Genomic DNA, 16,692 nt, shown 5'->3' with positions numbered 1-16,692 from the left:
GGAAAACACACCATGTACCGAGGGATGTTCCTGATCGGCAGCGCGCTGCTTCCCTGTCTTGCACATGCACAGAACAGTAGTGGCACCGCGGGGAAGGACACCGCACAGCGCATTGACGGCTACTACGAGCAGCGCCAGCCGTTGCAGCCGGAGCGCCCGGTGGTGGACCCGGTGCAGCCGGCGACTGCGCCGGCGGGGCAAAGCGGGCTGGCCGACGTCCGCGGCAGCTTCGTGCTCCGCGAGGTGCGTTTCAGTCCATCGGCGCTGCTGCCGAAGGCCACGCTCGATGCGATCGCCGCCCGCTACCAGGGGCGCGAGGTCCACCTGACCGAGCTGGAAACACTGGTGGCCGACGTCAATGCGGCTTACGAGGCCGCCGGGATCAGTACGGCACGCGCGCTTCTGCGCGAGCAGTCGATCAACGAAGGGCGCGTTGACGTCACCCTGCTGGAAGGCACGCTGGGTACGCTGGAGGTGACCGGGGAGGGCAAGGTGCCGGTGCGCTTTGTGGAACGGCGGGTGCGGCAGCCGGTAGGCGAAGTGGTGCGCAGCGATCGCCTGCGCGATGAACTGATCTACCTCAACCGCACCACCGATCTGCAGGTGCGCGCACTGATGCGGCCCGGCCAGGCCGCCGGCCAGACCGATATCGTGCTGCTGGCCGAGGTGCCGGACCGAAGCAACTGGGGCGTGTTCGTCGATAATTCCGGCGTAGAGACCACGGGCCGCGAGCGCTACGGTGCGCATGGCCAGTTCTGGGGCCTGGCGGGTATCAGTGACCTGCTGGCCGGCTCGGTGGCGTGGTCGCGCGGTGGCCTGGAAGGGCGCATCGGCTACTCCGGCATCGTCAACACGCGCAACGGCCGTGTCGGCGCCAGCGTGTCGCGCAGCCAGATCAACATCATCGACGGCGCATACCGGGCCCTGGACATCACTGGCGAGTCGACCAGCTATGGTCTGGACTTCACCCAGCCATGGGTGGCCACGCCGAACTGGCTGCTGTCCACCATCGCCAACGTCTCGCGCAGCAACGCCGTGTCCGATATCGGTGATGTGCGGGTGTCGGAGGTCGATTCGACCACGGTGACCCTGGGTGTCAGCACCGGCTACCGCAATGACGGCTACGACTGGACGTTCTATCAGGGCGTGTCGCGCATCCGTACCGATGAGACGCTGGCCGAGGGGCGTGCCTTCACGACCGCCAACGGATCCACCAGCTGGACACAGCGCATCGGCAGCAGCGGCCTGCTGTACCGGGCACAGTTGGGATGGCAGTTCACCAACGGCGATTTCCTGCCCTCAAGCAACCTGTTCCAGGTGGGCGGCATCGGCAGCGTGCGTGGCTATGTTCGCGGCACCCTCTCCGGGGTGAAAGGCTATTTCGGTAGCGTCGAACTGCACCGGCCCTATCGGCAGGCGCACGATGTCTACGTGTTCTTCGATCACGGCGAGGTGCGTGGCGACTATCCCACCTCGGCCAGCATCAGCAGCGTCGGCGTCGGCCTGAATGGACAGCTCGCCAAGCGCTACAGCTACAGCCTTGACCTTGGCCACCCATTGGACAAAGTGCTGCAGGACGATGACAGCCTGCGCGCCGACTTCCGGATCAGTGCACGCTGGTGAACGGCAGGGCCGGCGCTGCATGCTGAGAATGATTCGCATCAAAACCGTTCGCTGGCTATGATGCGGGTCCTTTCCGTTACGACCCCGAGCCCATCTTGAAGCGTGCCTTGCCAATCAGCCCCATGGGCCGCGTGTTCGCCACGGTCGCCTTCGTCGAAGCCCTGACGTGGGCCGGCCTGTTGATCGGCATGTACTTCAAGTACCGGGCGGCCGATCCGACCCCGGTCGGGGTCAAGATCTTCGGCCCGGTGCACGGTGTGGCCTTCATGGTCTACGTGGTTGTGTCGGTGCTCGCCGCGATCCGGCTGCGGTGGCCGTGGTGGGCCGCGCTGCTGGCGCTGGCCGCGGCGGTGCCACCGCTGGTGACGCTGCCGTTGGAGTGGTGGTTCAAGCGTCGTGGGCTGTTGTCGGCAGCGGTGCGATAACGCACGCGCAATGAGGTCTCTGCTCCTTGCGGGGGCCTCCTTGTTTCAGGCATCACCCAGCCCCCAACACCGCCAGGATCTGCTTCGGCGACTGGAACCCCGCCAGCCGCGCCGTTTCGTGACCGTCGCGCACCACCAGCAGCGTCGGCGTCTGCCGCAAGCCCAGTTCGCGGAACAATCCCTCGCCGACTGTTTCCAGCTTGACCTTCAACAGCGTCATCCCTGCATCCGCGATGGCGCCAGCGACACTGGCCAACGACATCTCCAGCATCCGGCACCCTGGGCAGTCGTCCTTGTGGAAATCCACCAGCAGGGCGGGGTGTTCGCGCACGGCGGCGTGGTAGTCCTCGGCGGTCTGGGCGTGCAGGGTCAGCATGTCGTAGGGCTCTCGGTACGGGCCAACACGCTGTCGGCCCAGTGGTGGATGGTGTGGGTGTCTTCGGCGCCGTGCGGCATCTGCTCGATCTCCAGCACCGGGTACGGGGAGCCGAAGAACCGCGCCAGCCGGTGGGCGGCGCCGCAGTAGTACTCCTCGCCCCATTGGGTCTCGCCGGTACCGAATACCGCCACCGGGAACGGCAGTGGCATGCCGAAGCGATCACGCAGCGCGGCCACGCAGTCCTTCATCTCCGCCGGGGTACGCCCGGCGTTGTCCGTCCAGGAACCGACCAGGCACAGGGCAGGCGGCTCTCCCGCCAGCGCCACGGCCGCGTCAACGGCATCCACGTCGACCCAGTGCACCCGGTACCCCAGTGCCTCGCAGCGCGCCCGGATCAACGTGGCCACCTCGCGGGTGTTGCCGCTCAGCGAGGCGAAGGCCAGCAGAATGTGCATCGCCATGCCTCCTTACAGGTCATCGAATCCGTTGTCCGCGTTGGTCTTCTTGTAACTGGCGTTGCGCATTTCGAAGAAGTCGGTCTTGGTCTCGGTGAAGTTGTCGGCGTAGGCCTTGATCCACGGCATCACGTTGACATTGGTCTCGCTGTACAGCTTCTCGATGCCGAGCATGCCGGCCATCTTGTTGGCGCGGTACTTCACGTAGCGGATCATCTCGTCCACGTCGATGCCGTCGATGCCATCGAGCACTTCGCCGGTCCAGCGCGTTTCCAGCTGGATGGCGTGCTCGAAGGCCTCATGCACGTAGGCGGTCAGCTGCTCGCCCTGCAGCGCCGGGTTCTCGCCGATGATGGCGCGGATGAGTTCGCTGATGAACTTGGTGTGGGCCAGCTCGTCGCGGTTGATGAAGCTGATGATCTTGCCGGTACCGGTCATGCGGTTCTGGCGGACCAGGTTGTAGAAGAACGCGAAGCCGGAGTAGAAGTTGATGCCTTCCAGGATCGAGGACTGGATCAGTGCGCGGATCAGCGTCTCGGCGGTCTTCTCGCGCATGAAGTCATGGTAGGACTGCATGATCGGCGCGTTGCGGGCCAGGATGGTCGGGTGCGTGCGGGCGATCTCGAACACCCGGTTCTGGTCGGCCAGCCCGGCGATGGAGGCGAGCACGTAGCTGTAGCTTTCGTTGTGGATCACTTCCTGCTGGCCGATGATCGCCGCATTGGCGTGCGCGGCGGGATCGGTGATGTACTCGGCAACGTTGTAGATGAAGCGCGTCTGCGGCGAGTCCAGCGTGGCGAGCAGGCCGATGATCGAGTCGTAGGCGTTCTTCTCGCGCGCATTGAGCTCGCCGTACTGGCGCGCGTCGCCCTTCATGTCGACTTCGTCGGGAATCCAGAAGTTGGTCGAGAGCTCCTTGTACGCCCGGTAGAAGGACGGGTAGGGGATGTCGTTCCAGTTGAGGATGCCGCTGGTGCGGCCATTGATGATGCCGGTGGAGCGGTTGGGGTGGCGCGGTTCGAGGATCTTGATGCGTTCGAGGGGGATGGCCATCGGGGTGTGTCCTTGTTTCTCTTCGGGCAGTGCGAGTTGCCGGCCAACGGCCGGCACTACAGGTCAAGGGGCTGACGTGCGTCAGCTGCTGCACCATTCGCACTCGCTTATGTCGATATCGTTGGAGCGCACGTAGTAGGTCGTCTTCAGTCCCTCGCGCCAGGCACTCATGTGCAGCGCGAGCAGGGTGCTGGCGCGGATGGTGCTGGGCACGTACAGGTTGAAGCTGATCGACTGGTCCACGTGGCGCTGGCGGCGGGCGTTCTGGCGGATGCTGGCGAACTGGTCGACCCGGTAGGCGCCTTTCTCGTAGTACGGATAGGTCTCCAGCGACAGGCCCGGCGCAGCGACGGGGCGGCGGAAGTCCTTCTTCTCCTCGTAGTAGAAGGCGCCGTACACCGGATCGATCGAGGCCGTGGAGCCGGCGATCTGGGCGGTGCTCATGTTCGGTGCCACCGCCATCAGCCAGCCGTTGCGCAGCCCGTTGACGCCCACCTGCGCCGCCAGTTCACGCCAGGCCGGGCTGTCATAACCACGGGCGCGGAAGTACTCGCCGTTCTGCCAGTCGCTGCCGACGAAGGCGCTGTAGCGCCCCTTTTCCTTGGCCAGCGTCATACTGGCCTGGATGGTCAGGTAGTTGATGCGCTCGTAGAGGGTATCGGCGTACTCCTCGGCCTGGACTCCGTTCCACTCGATCTGCTGCAGGGCCAGCAGGTGATGCCAGCCGAACGTGCCCAGGCCGATCGCGCGGTACTTGCGGTTGGTGATGGTGGCCTGCGGCACCGGCAGCTGGTTGAGGTCGATCACGTTGTCCAGCATCCGCACCTGGATCGGCACCAGGCGCTCCAGCACGTCACTGGTGAGCAGGTCCGGTGCGGCCGTCACCGCGCGGCCCAGGTTGATCGAGGACAGGTTGCACACCACGAAATCGCCGGCCTGTTTTGTCGTCACGATCTGGTCGCCGCTGATCATCTCCTGGATCATGCGGGTGGGGCTCATGTTCTGCAGGATCTCCGTGCACAGGTTGCTGGAGTAGATGCTGCCGGCATGCTTGTTCGGGTTCTTCCGGTTCGCTTCATCCCGGTAGAACATGAAGGGATTGCCGGTCTCCAGCTGGCTCACCATGATCCGCTTGAACAGGTCGATGGCCTTGATGGTGCGCCGGCTGATCCGTTCGTCGGCCACGACCTCCTCGTACTTCTCGCGGAAGCTGCCCTGGCCGCGCTGCTCATCATGGAAGTCCTGCAGGTACCAGCCCTTGATCCGCTTCACCTCGTACGGGTCGAACAGATACCAGTCGCCACGGCGCTCCACCGCTTCCATGAACAGGTCGGGCAGGCACACCGAGGTGAACACATCGTGCGCGCGCAGGCGCTGGTCGCCGTTGTTCAGGCGTAGATCGAGGAAGGCCTCGATATCGCGATGCCAGACATCCAGGTACACCGCGATCGCGCCCTTGCGCTGGCCGAGCTGGTCCACGCTCACCGCGGTGTTGTTGAGCTGCTTGATCCACGGCACCACGCCGCCGGAGGAATTGGCCACCCCGCGGATCGAGGAACCGGCCGAGCGCACATAGCCCAGATAGGCGCCCACGCCGCCGCCGTGCTTGGAGACGCGCGCGACATCGGTGTTGGAGTCGTAGATGCCCTGCAGGCTGTCGTCCACCGTGTCGATGAAGCACGACGACAGCTGGCCGCCCACCTTGCCGGCATTGGCAAGCGTAGGCGTCGCCACGGTCATGTACAGGTTGGACAGCGCCCAGTAGGCCTCACGCACCAGCAGCATGCGCCGCCGCCGCGAGCGGTCGCCGTGCTCGTGTTCGTGCTGCATCAGGTACAGCGCAATGGTCAGCCAGCGCTCCTGCGGCAACTCGTAGACGGCGCGCGAGTGATCGGTGGCGAGGTAGCGGGTGGCCAGAAGGTACAGGCCGTTGTAGGCGAACAAGGTGTCGCGCTCGGGCTCGATCATCTGCCCGGCCTCGTCCAGTTCGTCCTTGGAATACGCCTTGAGGATGTCGATCGAGTAGACGTTGCGGTCGGCCAGGCTCTCCTGCAGCCCCACATACGAGCCGTACTTCAGCGTGGCATCGTAGAACCGGTTCTTGCTGGCGCGCTTGTACAGCCGCCGCAGGTAAAGGCGGGCGGCGAAGTGCTCCCAGTCCGGCGCGGTCAGGTCGATGCGCGATTCGGCCTCGCGGATCAGCAGGTCCACCATCTCATCGGCGCTGAGCTGCTGCCGCCGCGCGATCTGCCCCAGCACGCTGCGCAGGTAATCGGCCACGTCCAGCTGGGGGAACTCGGCATGCACGCTGTGCACCGTGCGCTGCAGCCGCGCCTGGTCGAACGGCATGCGTCGATTGCCGCCCTCCTTGGTGATCCACAGCGTGTCACTGCCGGGGGCCGCATCAACGGGGGTGTCCGTGGGCGGGGTGAGGGTCGAAGCGACGGTGTCGTCGGTGTTCATGCGTTCTCCATGCATGGCGCAGAGCCCGGCAGGCAGCGCGGCAGCGCCGTGCGGCAGCCGGACAGAAGGCGTGATTGGTGGGCAGGCCCTGCGTGTGCAGGAATACGTCGCCGCAGGCTCACATCGGTGGCGACGGGCCATGCTTCCAGGCGCCGGTCAGGTGGGCGCAACGGGGCGTCAAACAGCAACGCGGCGTTGCGACGATGCACCGGGCCTGGCGGAAGCGGGGAGCCGATGAGCACAACATAGTGGGGTTAAGGTGGATCGTCAACCGGATATGTAGTGCTTTTTTGTCGCAGGGGGGCTCTCCTGTACACATGAACATCCCATACAGATTGCACTATCAAACGCAAATGCGAGCCGTTATCATTTGATAGATCACATGGCGGTGATGCGTTCGCAACCGGATGGCGGAACCGCGCGCGCGTCAGCGCACCGCGTGGTTCAACTTCTTATTGGCTGTGGTGTTCAATGTCTTCACGTCCTGTCGTTTCCGGTTTGCCCGCCCTCGTTTCCGCCGCGCTGCTCGGCACCATGGCGATGATGGCGTTCGTGTCCGTGATCGGCCCGGTGGTGCGGGTGTTGGGCCTGGCCGAGTGGCACGCTGGCCTCTCGGTCACCGCGGCGGGTGTGTTGTGGATGCTGTCGGCACGTCGCTGGGGTGCACTCAGCGATCGCGTCGGGCGCAAGCGCGTGCTGCTGATCGCACTGGCGGCCTATGCCGTAATCTATGTAGCGCTGGCGGTGTTCGTGGATGTGGCGCTGACCTCGCCGCCGGCGGTCTGGATATCCGTGCTGGCACTGGTCGGCACGCGTGCCCTGGTCGGGCTGTTCTACGCCGCCGTCCCGCCAACCGCTGCGGCCATCATCGCCGACCAGGCCGCCCCGGGGCAGCGCGGCAGCGTGATGGCCAAGCTTGGCACGGCCAATGCGCTGGGCATGGTGCTGGGTCCGGCCGCTGCCGGTTGGATCGCCTACCAGAATCTCTCGCTCACGCTGTATGTCGCCGCGTTGCTGCCGCTGCTGTCGCTGTTGATGATCTGGTGGCGACTACCGAACACGCCGCCCGTCGCGCCGACGCACACCGGCCCCAAACCGACGCTGGGCCTGGGCGATGCGCGCCTGCGCCTGCCGTTGCTGGCGGTCTTCGCCGCGATGATCTCGGTGACCATCGCGCAGGTGACGGTCGGCTTCTTCGCGATTGACCGCCTGCAGCTCTCCCCGGCAGACGGCGCACGCATGGCCGGGCTGGCCCTGACCGCCGTCGGCGTCGGCCTGATCTTCGCGCAGGGCCTGGTGATGAAGCTCAAGGACATCCGCCCGACGCGCTGGATCCTGGTCGGCGCGCTGATCTCCGGGCTGGGCTTTGCGTCGGTCGCGCTGGTCAGCGTGCCGTGGCAGCTGCTGGCCGGTTATGCGATCGCCGCGTTCGGCATGGGTTTCGTGTTCCCCAATTTCCAGGCGCTGGCGGCCGATTCGGTGGAGGCGCACGAGCAGGGCGCTGCCGCAGGTACGGTCGCCTCGGTGCAGGGCATGGGCATGGTGGTCGGGCCGATGATCGGTACGCTGCTGTATCGGTGGTCGCCGAGCGCACCGTACCTGCTGGTGGGCGCGGTGCTGCTGATCCTGGCGCTCTCTGCCGCGCTGCATCGCGCGCGGGGTGCGGCATGAACGAGATGCTCGCCAGCGGCGTGGTCGATGCGCTGGCCGAGACCGCCACCGTTGATGCGGCCGACGCCCCGTACTTCCTGCTGCGCAGCCCGCAGCAGGCGATGGAAGCGCACGGTGTGCGTGCGCGGCTGCCGTCCGGTGCCACCGCCACCTTGGCCGAGCGCGTCGCCGCGTTCTTCGCCGCGCCGCGCTCCGGCCCGCGCCTGTTGGTGGGGGCGGTGCCGTTTGATCCCGAGCAGGGCGATGCGCTCTATCAGCCGGATCAAGTGACTGGCCACCCCACGGTGATCCACGTGGAAACACCGACGCTGGTCGGCGATGTGCTCGCCGAGCCATCCGCGGAGGCCTATGCAGAGGCGGTGGCGACCGCAGTCACGGAACTGCAGCGCACCGACAGCCCGTTGGAAAAAGTCGTGCTTGCACGCAGCCTGCGGGTCACCACCGCGCAGCCGCTGCATCCGCGCGTGCTGGCCGCGCGCCTGGGGAAAGACCCCAGCGTGGCGACTTACGTGGTGCCGGTACCCGCAGCGGGCGCCGCCGATCCGGCCTGGCTGGTCGGCGCCACCCCGGAGCTGCTGGTCTCCAAGCGCGGTGATCGTGTGCTCTCGCATCCACTGGCCGGCTCAGCGCGTCGTTCGGCCGATCCCGCCGAGGATGCACGCGCCGCGCAGACGCTGCTGGCGTCGGCCAAGGACCATGACGAGCACCGCCATGTGGTCGAGGCCATCGTGGCCGCGTTGGCCCCGCTGTGCCATCACGTCGAGGCACAGCCGCGCCCGACACTGCACGCCACCGCCACCATGTGGCATCTCGGGACCCGCATCCACGGCACGCTGAAGGATGCCTCGGTGTCCTCGGCCGCCCTGGTCGCGCTGCTGCATCCCACCCCGGCGGTCTGCGGCACGCCGCGTCCGCAGGCACTGGCGCTGATCCGTCAGGCCGAACCGGTCGCACGGGGCTTCTACGCCGGCGCCGTCGGCTGGACCGAGGCGCAGGGCGATGGTGACTGGTACGTGGCGATCCGCTGCGCACGCGTGCAGGGCACGCAGGTGCGCCTGTATGCCGGTGCCGGCATCGTCGCCGAGTCCCAACCCGATCTCGAGGTGGCCGAAACGGCTGCCAAGTTCATGGCCCTGCTGACCGCGCTCGGCGTCCATGACGTTCGTCCTTTCTGATGTGCGGGAGCTGTCCATGAACACATCCTTCTCTTCTTCCCGGGTGCCGCTGCGCCAGGTATGGCCGCCGGCCCTGGTCTCGCGCTATCGCGCGGCCGGCCATTGGCGCGGCGAGACCTTTCCGGGCTTCCTGCGCGAACGCGCCGAGCGCTTCGCCGGTGATATCGCGGTGGTCGGCGGCGATACGCGCCTCACCTATGCCCAGCTGTGGCAGGAGGCCGGTCGCATCGGCGCCGGCCTGCTCGCGCAGGGCTTGATCCCGGGTGACCGGGTGGTGGTGCAGCTCGGCAACGTGCCGGAATTCGTGACCGTGGTCTGCGGGTTGTTCCGCGCTGGTTTGATTCCCGTGTATGCATTGCCCGCGCATCGCCTCACCGAGGTTGCGCACTTCGCGCGCAAGGCCGAGGCCAATGCCTATATCGCTGCCTCCAGCTACGAGGGGTTCGATTACAGCACCCTTGCGCGCGAACTGCAGGCGCAGGTACCCGACGTGCAGCACGTCATCATCGCCGGTGACGCGGCCGGGTTCACCGCGCTGGCGGTGCTGGCGGGCGATCTCGAACAGCTGCCGCCGGATCCTGACCCGCAATCCGTTGCGTTCCTGCAGATCTCCGGGGGCAGCACCGGTCTGTCCAAGCTGATTCCGCGCACGCACGACGACTACCTGTATTCCTTCCGCGCCAGCAACGCGATCTGCGGCATCACCCAGGACAGCGTCTATCTGGTGGCGCTGCCTGCCGCGCACAACTTCCCGATGAGCTCGCCGGGGTTCTTCGGCACGCTGTACGCCGGTGGCCGCGTGGTGCTGAGCCCGGGCGCCGGCCCGGAGACCGCGTTCGGCCTGATCGCGCGCGAGCGGGTGACCTGTGTCGGCCTGGTACCGCCGCTGGCGCTGCTGTGGGCGCAGGCCGCCGCAACGACCACGCAGGACCTCTCCAGCCTGCAGGTGGTGCAGGTCGGCGGCGCCAAGCTGGTCCCGGAAGCCGCGCGCCGGGTGATCGCAGGGCTGGGCTGCACCCTGCAGCAGGTATTCGGCATGGCCGAGGGCCTGGTCAACTACACCCGCCTGCACGACAGCGAGGAGATCATCGTCTCCACCCAGGGCCGCCCGATCAGCGAAGACGACGAAGTGCTGGTGGTCGACGACCACGGCAACCCGGTTGCAGACGGTGAGACCGGCCATCTGCTTACCCGCGGCCCGTACACCATCCGCGGCTATCACAACGATCCCGCCGCGAACGCGCGCGCCTTCACCGAGGATGGCTTCTACCGCACCGGCGACAGGGTGCAGCGCCTCCCCGGTGGCTATCTGGTGGTGCAGGGCAGGGCCACCGACCACATCAACCGTGCGGGCGAGAAGATCTCGGCGGAGGAAATCGAAGACCATCTGCTGGCGCACCCGAGCGTGTTCGATGCGGCGGTGGTCTCCATTCCCGACGCCTACCTTGGCGAGCGCAGCTGCGCCTTCATCATTGCCCAGGGCGAGCCGACCAAGGCTGCCAGCCTCAAGGCCTGGGTGCGCAGCCGCGGCCTGGCCGCGTTCAAAGTGCCGGACCAGATCGTGTTCGTCGATGCCTTCGGCACCACGGCGGTCGGCAAGATCAGCCGCCGCGAGCTGCGTGCGCAGCTGCGCGAACGTTTCATGCAACAGACAGGAGAAACGCGCTGATGGCGCTGCCCAGGATCCAACCGTACCCGCTGCCGACCCACGCCGAACTGCCCACGCCGCGCGGCGCCTGGCAGCCCCGGACCGAGCGCCTGGCGCTGCTGGTGCATGACATGCAGCGCTACTTCCTGGCCGCCTTCGCGCCGGATGCCGCGCCGCTGGCACCGGCCGTGGCCAACATCGCCCGCCTGCTCGTGCATTGCCGCGCCCGTGGCATTCCGGTGTTCTACACCGCCCAGCGGGGCAACCAGGATCGCCGCGACCGTGGCCTGCAGGCCGATCTGTGGGGCCCGGGCATGTCCGCCACCGAGGACCACGAAGCCATCGTCGAGGCCGTGGCCCCGGCGCCAGGCGACCATGTGCTGGTCAAGCACCGTTACAGCGCGTTCCAGCGCAGCAATCTGGAGACGATGATGCGCGCCCGTGGCCGCGACCAGCTGCTGGTCACTGGCGTGTACGCGCACATCGGCTGCACGGCCACCGTCGCCGAGGGCTTCCAGCGCGACATCGAGAGCTTCATCGCCGCCGATGCCGTCGCCGACTTCTCGCGTGCCGATCATGACCTGGCCCTGCACTGGATCGCCCGTACCTGCGGCGTTGCGATGACCACCGATCACCTGCTGGAGACACTGGCATGACCGTACTTACCCTGGAGCGCATGCGCGCCGATGTCGCCGAGATGATCGGCGAAGCGCCCGAGGACATCAGCACCGATGAGAATCTGATGGACCTCGGGCTGGATTCGATGCGGGTGCTGGGACTGGTATTGGCGTGGGGCAACACCGGCATCGCACTGGAGTTCAGCCACCTGGCCGAGCACGCCACGCTGGGCGGCTGGTGGATGGTGGTGCAACGCCTGCAGGCACAGGCTGCGGCCAGCGCATGAATGCCCGTGCGGTGCCGGGTGCGGCCGAGCCCATCGTGCGCGGGCTGAGCGAGGCGCAGGCGGGGCTGTGGTATGCGCAGCGCCTGGCGCCGGACAATCCGGCGTTCAACACCGCCCATGCGGTGTGGATCGAGGGTGCGCTTGAGGTCTCTGCGTTCGTCCGCGCGGTCGATCAGGCCGCGCGCGAAGCCGACGCGCTGGCGCTGCGCATCGTCGAGAGCGCACAAGGTCTGCCCGAGCAGTGGGTTGACCCGCAGCACGCGCCGACCGTGCAGGTGGTGGATCTGCGCGATCAGCCGGACCCGGCCGCCGCCGCGTGCGAGGCAATGCGGCGTGACCGGCTCACCCCCGTCGATCCCGCCCGCGACCGGCTCAGTCAGCAGCGCCTGTTCCTGCTCGGCCCGGCGCGCAGCGTCTGGTATCTGCGTGTGCATCACCTGGCCACCGATGGCTACGGCATGGGTCTGCTCACCGAGCGGGTCTGCGCGCTGTATGCAGGCACCCCGCAACATGCCGCACTGGCACCACTGGCCCCCGCGCTTGATGAAGACACCGCCTACCGTGGCGGCGAGCGCCGCACGCGCGACGCAGCGTACTGGCATGAGCACATGGCCGACGCGCCGGCCGCCACCGGTCTGCAGGCCGGTCTCGCTGCCGCCGCGCCGGATGCCCTGCGCCACGTACACCCCGTTGATCCGGGCCTGCGCGAGCGTCTGCACCGTGCCGCGGCCGCGATCGGCCAGCCGTGGCCGGACCTGCTGACGGCGCTCGGCGCCGAGTACTGCCGCCGGATCAGCGGCGAAGCCGAGGCCATCATCGGCGTGCCCTTCATGGGCCGCCTCGGCAGCGTCTCGGCCCGTGTGCCGGCGATGGTGATGAACGTGTTGCCGCTTCGGGTCACGGCCGGCGAGGGCAGCGTGGACACCTTCGTGCGCGACGTCGCCCTGCGGCTGATGCGCGGCCGTCGCCACGGACGTTACCGAGGTGAACAACTGCGTCGCGATCTCGGCTTGATCGGTGGCCAGCGTCGCCTGCATGGCCCGCTGGTCAATGTGCAGCCGTTCTATCGGCCGCTGCAGCTGGACGGCGTGCACGCGACACTGGAGATTCTGTCCACCGGCCCGGTTGACGACGTGACGCTGGGCTTTCGTGGCGATGGCGCCGCCGTGCTCGATCTGGAGATCGAGGCCAACCCGGCGCTGTATACCCGCGCGCAGGTGCGGGCCCATGCCGCACGCCTGCTGCATTTCGTGTCGGCCGCACTGGACGTGCAGGCTGCCGGTGGCCCCATCGCCTCGGTGCCGTTGTGTACGCCGCAGGAGGCCCAGCGCTATCTCTACGAGGTCAACGCCACCGCACATCCGGTGCCCGAGGTCAGCCTCGCCGCGCTGATCACCGCTTGCATGGCGCGCACGCCCGACGCCGTGGCCGTGGTCTACGGCGCGCAGCAGCTGACCTTCGCCGAGCTGGAGCAACGCAGCCGGGCGCTGGCGCTGCACCTGCAGGCGCAGGGCACCGGCCGCGAGGCGAGGGTGGTCGTGGCACTGCCGCGCTCGCTTGAACTGGTCATCGCCCTGGTCGCCGTGCTGCGCGCGGGCGGCGCGTATCTGCCGGTGGATCTGGCCCACCCGGATGAGCGCCTGGCGCGGATCCTGCGCTCGGCCGGGCCGGTCTGCGTACTGGCGCTGGAGCAGGACCGCCACCGGTTCCCCGGGATGACCGTGCTCCCGCCGACGCAGTGGCCGCACGCCAGTGACGGCGCCCTCGGCACCGTGCCGCAGCCGGACGATGCCGCCTACGTCATCTACACCTCCGGCTCCACGGGCGAGCCCAAGGGTGTGCTGATCGAGCACCGCGCCATCGTCAATCGCCTGGAATGGATGCGCACGCATTACGGTATCCAGCCGGACGATTGCATCCTGCAGAAAACCCCGTCCACCTTCGATGTCTCGGTCTGGGAGTTCTTCCTGCCCTTGATCAGCGGCGCCACTCTGGTGGTCGCACCGCCCGAGGCGCACCGCGATCCGCTCGCCCTGGCCGCGTTGATCCGCGAGCACTCGATCACCACGCTGCATTTCGTGCCGTCGATGCTGGCCGCGTTCCTGGCCGCGCCAGCGGCCCGTGGGCTGCAACTGCGCCGGGTCTTCACCAGTGGCGAAGCGCTGGATGCCGCCTTGCGCGACCGCTTCCATGCCACGATCCAGGCCGAGCTGCACAATCTGTATGGGCCGACCGAAGCTGCCGTGGATGTGAGCTGGTGGCCGGCCAACCGCGACGACGCCTCCCAGCCCGTGCCGATCGGTTTCCCGGTCTGGAATACGCAGCTGTACGTACTTGATGCGCGGATGCAGCCGCTGCCACCCGGTGTCGCAGGAGATCTGTACCTGGGCGGCGTGCAGCTGGCGCGCGGCTACCTCGGCCGCGACGACCTCACCGCCGAGCGCTTCCTGGCCGATCCCTTCGTGCCCGGCAACCGCCTGTATCGCACCGGCGATGTGGCGCGCTGGCGTGAGGATGGGGCGGTGGAATACCTCGGTCGCAACGATCATCAGATCAAGCTGCGCGGCCTGCGCATCGAACTTGGCGAGATCGACGCCGCCCTGCGCACGGCACCCGGCGTCAGCCGGGCCGACGTCCTGCTGCGCGAAGATCGCCCCGGCGAGCCGCGGCTGGTGGCCTACCTCAATGCGGGCAGCCCGCAGGCGGATGAGCTGCGCACCCACCTGGCCACCCGCCTGCCGGATTACATGGTGCCCAGCGCATTCGTTGTACTGGAGCACTGGCCGGTCACCGCCAACGGCAAGCTGGATCGTGCCGCGCTGCCCGCCCCGGCGCAGCGTGTATCCGAGGGTGTGGCGCCGCGCACCGGCACCGAACAGGCGCTGGCGCAGCTGTTCGCCGAGACCCTGGGGCTGGGCAGGGCGGTCGGTGCCGACGCCGACTTTTTCGCCCTGGGCGGTGACTCGCTCGGCGCCGTGCACCTGCTGCTGGCGATCCAGCAGCGCTGGCGCTGCGATCTAGGCCTCGGCGCGGTGTTCGCTGCCCCCACGGTTGCGGCGCTGGCCGCCCGTATCGACGCACCGCCAGCGGCTACCGATCACGGGCTGGCGCCGATGATCCAGCTGGCCGCGGGTGACCCGGCGCTGGCGCCGCTGTTCGTGATCCACCCGGCCGGTGGTATCGCCTGGAATTATCGTGACCTGGCCCGGGCGCTCGCCCCGGCCCGCGAGGTGCAGGGCCTGCAGTCGCCCGTGCTTGATCCTGCCCAGCCACTGCCGGCCAGCATCGAGGCACTGGCGGCCAGCTATGCCGAGCGCATCCTCGCGCTGGGCCGGCCCGGCCCGGTGCATCTGCTTGGCTGGTCGGTCGGCGGCATCCTTGCCCAGGCGATGGCGGTGCACCTGCGCGCGCTCGGCCACGAGGTCGGGGTACTGGCGCTGCTGGATGCCTATCCCAGCGAGTGCTGGCGTGCCGAACCCGAGCCGGACCCGATCGCCGCGCTGCGCGCCCTGCTGGCCATCGCCGGCCATGACCCGGAGGCGCATCCCGAGCTGGACAGCCGTGAGCGGATCCTGGCGTTCCTGCGCCGGGGCGACAGCGCGCTGGGCAACCTCCCCGATGTGGTCGTCGATGGCGTGGTGCGTGCGGTCACCGGCACCAACCGGCTGATCCGCGCCCATCACCACACACTTTACGACGGTCCGCTGCTGCACGTCCGTGCCGGCCGCGACCATCTCGACCGCCCGCAGCTGCAATCGGCCCTGTGGCAGGCGCATGCCGCCAGCGTCGAAGCGATTGAACTTCCTTTCCTGCACGCTGAACTCACCGGCCGCGATGCCGTGGCGCAGATCGCGCCATGGCTCGATGCGCAGCTTCAGCGCTCTGAAACGATCAGGACACCCGCATGAAACTCACCGGATTCGACGGCACCATCGCCTTGGTCACTGGCGCGGGCGGCGGCATTGGCGCGGCACTGGCCGAGCACCTTCACGACAGCGGCTGCACCGTGATCGCGACGGATCTTGAGGCCCCCGTGTTCGCCGCGCGGGCAGGGCAGCCGCGCATCCACGCCTGCGCGCTCGACGTGAGTGATCCAGTTGCGGTGGAGGCACTGGTTACCTGGATCGAAGCCAGGATCGGTGCGATCGGCTTTGCCATCAATGTGGCCGGTGTCCTGCAGACCGGTACGGTCGTGGAGACGGATGACGCGCAATGGCGCCGCGTCTTCGCGGTCAATACCGATGGCGTGTTCCACGTCTCGCGTGCCGTCGCACGGGTGATGTCGCCGCGGCGGAAAGGCGCCATCGTCACGGTCAGCTCCAATGCCGCGGGCGTACCCCGGCACGGCATGGCCGCCTATGCCGCATCCAAAGCGGCCGCGACCATGTTTACCCGTTGCCTCGGCCTGGAACTGGCACCGCTCGGCATCCGCTGCAACATCGTGGCGCCCGGCTCAACCCTGACCCCGATGCAGACCGGGATGTGGGCCGGACCCGAGGGCGAGCAGCGCGTGATTGAAGGGAGTTTGGAAACATACAAGGTAGGCATTCCCCTGCAGAAAATCGCTCGCCCGAATGACATCGTGTACGGGGTCATGTTTCTTCTCTCCGACCAGGCCGGTCATATCGCGATGAGCGATCTCTACGTCGACGGTGGCGCAACGCTGCGCGGTTGAACGGCGGCCAGAACGGAACTACGCCGCAGATTCACGTTTATGCAAGTTGATTCATAGTTTGGGGTGCAGCGCTTCGCCTAAGGTTCACCCGAAACAATCACAACGGCCTGCCGCGTTCCTGCCGGCAGGCCGTTGAGCGAGAGTTTCAGAACGTATTCGTCATCGCCCAGTGTGGCGAGGCCATGCGCCGTGCGCGTGTAACTTCAATTCACGGGCTCTTG

Annotated in this window: 12 protein-coding genes and 1 pseudogene; 9 read left to right on the top strand and 4 right to left on the bottom strand. The window is 67.6% G+C overall.

What is annotated here, in order from left to right; translation table 11 throughout:
* The first annotated feature begins 12 nt into the window (after positions 1 to 12).
* The gene (locus ABE422_RS02485; RefSeq protein WP_346462465.1) at positions 13 to 1,623 is read left to right on the top strand and encodes a ShlB/FhaC/HecB family hemolysin secretion/activation protein; all 1,611 of its coding nucleotides are present in this window, start codon (positions 13 to 15) and stop codon (positions 1,621 to 1,623) included.
* Between the two features lie 113 nt (positions 1,624 to 1,736).
* Positions 1,737 to 2,048, top strand: a complete 312-nt coding sequence (locus tag ABE422_RS02480) for a DUF3817 domain-containing protein (protein WP_346462699.1) — start codon at positions 1,737 to 1,739, stop codon at positions 2,046 to 2,048.
* A gap of 52 nt (positions 2,049 to 2,100) precedes the next feature.
* On the opposite strand, the gene ABE422_RS02475 is transcribed toward ABE422_RS02480, so the two are convergent.
* The 4 genes and pseudogenes from ABE422_RS02475 to ABE422_RS02460 all read right to left on the bottom strand — a co-directional run.
* Complete coding sequence (locus tag ABE422_RS02475) at positions 2,101 to 2,424, bottom strand: thioredoxin family protein (RefSeq protein ID WP_313211947.1); 324 nt, start codon at positions 2,422 to 2,424, stop codon at positions 2,101 to 2,103.
* Positions 2,418 to 2,882 (bottom strand): flavodoxin, encoded by a 465-nt coding sequence (locus ABE422_RS02470; protein ID WP_313211946.1) that lies wholly within the window; start codon positions 2,880 to 2,882, stop codon positions 2,418 to 2,420. Before ABE422_RS02470 ends, ABE422_RS02475 begins: the two co-directional genes overlap by 7 nt.
* A 12-nt stretch (positions 2,883 to 2,894) precedes the next feature.
* Positions 2,895 to 3,935 (bottom strand): ribonucleotide-diphosphate reductase subunit beta, encoded by a 1,041-nt coding sequence (locus ABE422_RS02465; RefSeq protein ID WP_313211945.1) that lies wholly within the window; start codon positions 3,933 to 3,935, stop codon positions 2,895 to 2,897.
* Between the two features lie 81 nt (positions 3,936 to 4,016).
* Positions 4,017 to 6,320, bottom strand: a pseudogene (locus ABE422_RS02460) (ribonucleoside-diphosphate reductase subunit alpha); the annotation flags it as partial.
* A 549-nt stretch (positions 6,321 to 6,869) separates the two neighbouring features.
* Between ABE422_RS02460 and ABE422_RS02455 the strand changes: the two are divergent.
* From ABE422_RS02455 to ABE422_RS02425, 7 genes are read left to right on the top strand one after another with little or no spacing between them, the layout of a single operon-like run.
* Complete coding sequence (locus ABE422_RS02455) at positions 6,870 to 8,069, top strand: MFS transporter (RefSeq protein WP_313211944.1); 1,200 nt, start codon at positions 6,870 to 6,872, stop codon at positions 8,067 to 8,069.
* Positions 8,066 to 9,244, top strand: coding sequence for an isochorismate synthase (locus ABE422_RS02450; RefSeq protein WP_313211943.1), 1,179 nt, complete (start codon positions 8,066 to 8,068; stop codon positions 9,242 to 9,244). Before ABE422_RS02455 ends, ABE422_RS02450 begins: the two co-directional genes overlap by 4 nt.
* A gap of 16 nt (positions 9,245 to 9,260) precedes the next feature.
* Positions 9,261 to 10,913, top strand: a complete 1,653-nt coding sequence (locus tag ABE422_RS02445; RefSeq protein ID WP_313218492.1) for an AMP-binding protein — start codon at positions 9,261 to 9,263, stop codon at positions 10,911 to 10,913.
* Positions 10,913 to 11,548 carry an isochorismatase family protein gene (locus tag ABE422_RS02440; protein WP_313212179.1) on the top strand — a complete coding sequence of 212 codons (636 nt, stop codon included), beginning with the start codon at positions 10,913 to 10,915 and terminating at the stop codon, positions 11,546 to 11,548. The genes ABE422_RS02445 and ABE422_RS02440 overlap by 1 nt, the downstream gene beginning before the upstream one ends.
* The gene (locus ABE422_RS02435; protein ID WP_313212178.1) at positions 11,545 to 11,796 is read left to right on the top strand and encodes a phosphopantetheine-binding protein; all 252 of its coding nucleotides are present in this window, start codon (positions 11,545 to 11,547) and stop codon (positions 11,794 to 11,796) included. The genes ABE422_RS02440 and ABE422_RS02435 overlap by 4 nt, the downstream gene beginning before the upstream one ends.
* Positions 11,793 to 15,704, top strand: a complete 3,912-nt coding sequence (locus ABE422_RS02430) for an amino acid adenylation domain-containing protein (RefSeq protein WP_346482390.1) — start codon at positions 11,793 to 11,795, stop codon at positions 15,702 to 15,704. The genes ABE422_RS02435 and ABE422_RS02430 overlap by 4 nt, the downstream gene beginning before the upstream one ends.
* Positions 15,701 to 16,471: a 2,3-dihydro-2,3-dihydroxybenzoate dehydrogenase gene (locus ABE422_RS02425; protein ID WP_313212176.1), complete on the top strand. Its 771-nt coding sequence runs from the start codon at positions 15,701 to 15,703 to the stop codon at positions 16,469 to 16,471. The genes ABE422_RS02430 and ABE422_RS02425 overlap by 4 nt, the downstream gene beginning before the upstream one ends.
* Positions 16,472 to 16,692: the final 221 nt, after the last annotated feature.

Origin of the sequence: Stenotrophomonas sp. TWI1151, assembly GCF_039673135.1 — a bacterium.
Lineage (GTDB): Bacteria > Pseudomonadota > Gammaproteobacteria > Xanthomonadales > Xanthomonadaceae > Stenotrophomonas.
This window is presented reverse-complemented; position numbering and strand designations above follow the sequence as displayed.

Coding starts and splice junctions, on each gene's coding strand:
- ABE422_RS02450 (WP_313211943.1), top strand. CDS start 8,066: ATGAACGAGATGCTCGCCAGCGGCGTGGTCGATGCGCTGGCCGAGACC.
- ABE422_RS02455 (WP_313211944.1), top strand. CDS start 6,870: ATGTCTTCACGTCCTGTCGTTTCCGGTTTGCCCGCCCTCGTTTCCGCC.
- ABE422_RS02475 (WP_313211947.1), bottom strand. CDS start 2,424: ATGCTGACCCTGCACGCCCAGACCGCCGAGGACTACCACGCCGCCGTG.
- ABE422_RS02440 (WP_313212179.1), top strand. CDS start 10,913: ATGGCGCTGCCCAGGATCCAACCGTACCCGCTGCCGACCCACGCCGAA.
- ABE422_RS02485 (WP_346462465.1), top strand. CDS start 13: ATGTACCGAGGGATGTTCCTGATCGGCAGCGCGCTGCTTCCCTGTCTT.
- ABE422_RS02470 (WP_313211946.1), bottom strand. CDS start 2,882: ATGCACATTCTGCTGGCCTTCGCCTCGCTGAGCGGCAACACCCGCGAG.
- ABE422_RS02425 (WP_313212176.1), top strand. CDS start 15,701: ATGAAACTCACCGGATTCGACGGCACCATCGCCTTGGTCACTGGCGCG.
- ABE422_RS02465 (WP_313211945.1), bottom strand. CDS start 3,935: ATGGCCATCCCCCTCGAACGCATCAAGATCCTCGAACCGCGCCACCCC.
- ABE422_RS02435 (WP_313212178.1), top strand. CDS start 11,545: ATGACCGTACTTACCCTGGAGCGCATGCGCGCCGATGTCGCCGAGATG.
- ABE422_RS02445 (WP_313218492.1), top strand. CDS start 9,261: ATGAACACATCCTTCTCTTCTTCCCGGGTGCCGCTGCGCCAGGTATGG.
- ABE422_RS02430 (WP_346482390.1), top strand. CDS start 11,793: ATGAATGCCCGTGCGGTGCCGGGTGCGGCCGAGCCCATCGTGCGCGGG.